Source organism: Corynebacterium sp. HMSC30G07 (assembly GCF_001806945.1).
In the GTDB taxonomy this organism is placed as follows: domain Bacteria; phylum Actinomycetota; class Actinomycetes; order Mycobacteriales; family Mycobacteriaceae; genus Corynebacterium; species Corynebacterium riegelii.
In genome coordinates this window covers 29,679-30,075 of sequence record NZ_KV786471.1, presented here as the reverse complement: position 1 = coordinate 30,075, position 397 = coordinate 29,679, and the positions used below count along the sequence as shown (strand labels likewise).

1 CRISPR repeat array is annotated in these 397 nt (G+C 59.9%).

What is annotated here, in order from left to right:
• Positions 1 to 70: 70 nt before the first annotated feature.
• Positions 71 to 397: direct repeats of the CRISPR family, unit length 31 nt; unit sequence GTCGCCGTCCTTTACGGGACGGCCTTTCATT.

The following is a 397-nucleotide window of genomic DNA, read 5'->3' as shown; positions in this document are numbered from 1 at the left end:
CCGTCCTTTACGGGACGGCCTTTCATTGAGGGCTATACGACCGCGCCGAGATCGAAGCCCTGAAGGATGAGTCGCCGTCCTTTACGGGACGGCCTTTCATTGAGGGCTCGGCAAGCGCGCCACTCCACACACCCTGATTGGACACTGGTCGCCGTCCTTTACGGGACGGCCTTTCATTGAGGGGTTTGCCGGAGTTCACGGCACAAGAAAACCTAGATTGGTCGCCGTCCTTTACGGGACGGCCTTTCATTGAGGGAGGACGCGGGCAAGCTGGATAAACCGGACGCTGCCACGTCGCCGTCCTTTACGGGACGGCCTTTCATTGAGGGGGACACATCCACACACCGGAGGAGGTGGAGCAGTGAGGTCGCCGTCCTTTACGGGACGGCCTTTCATT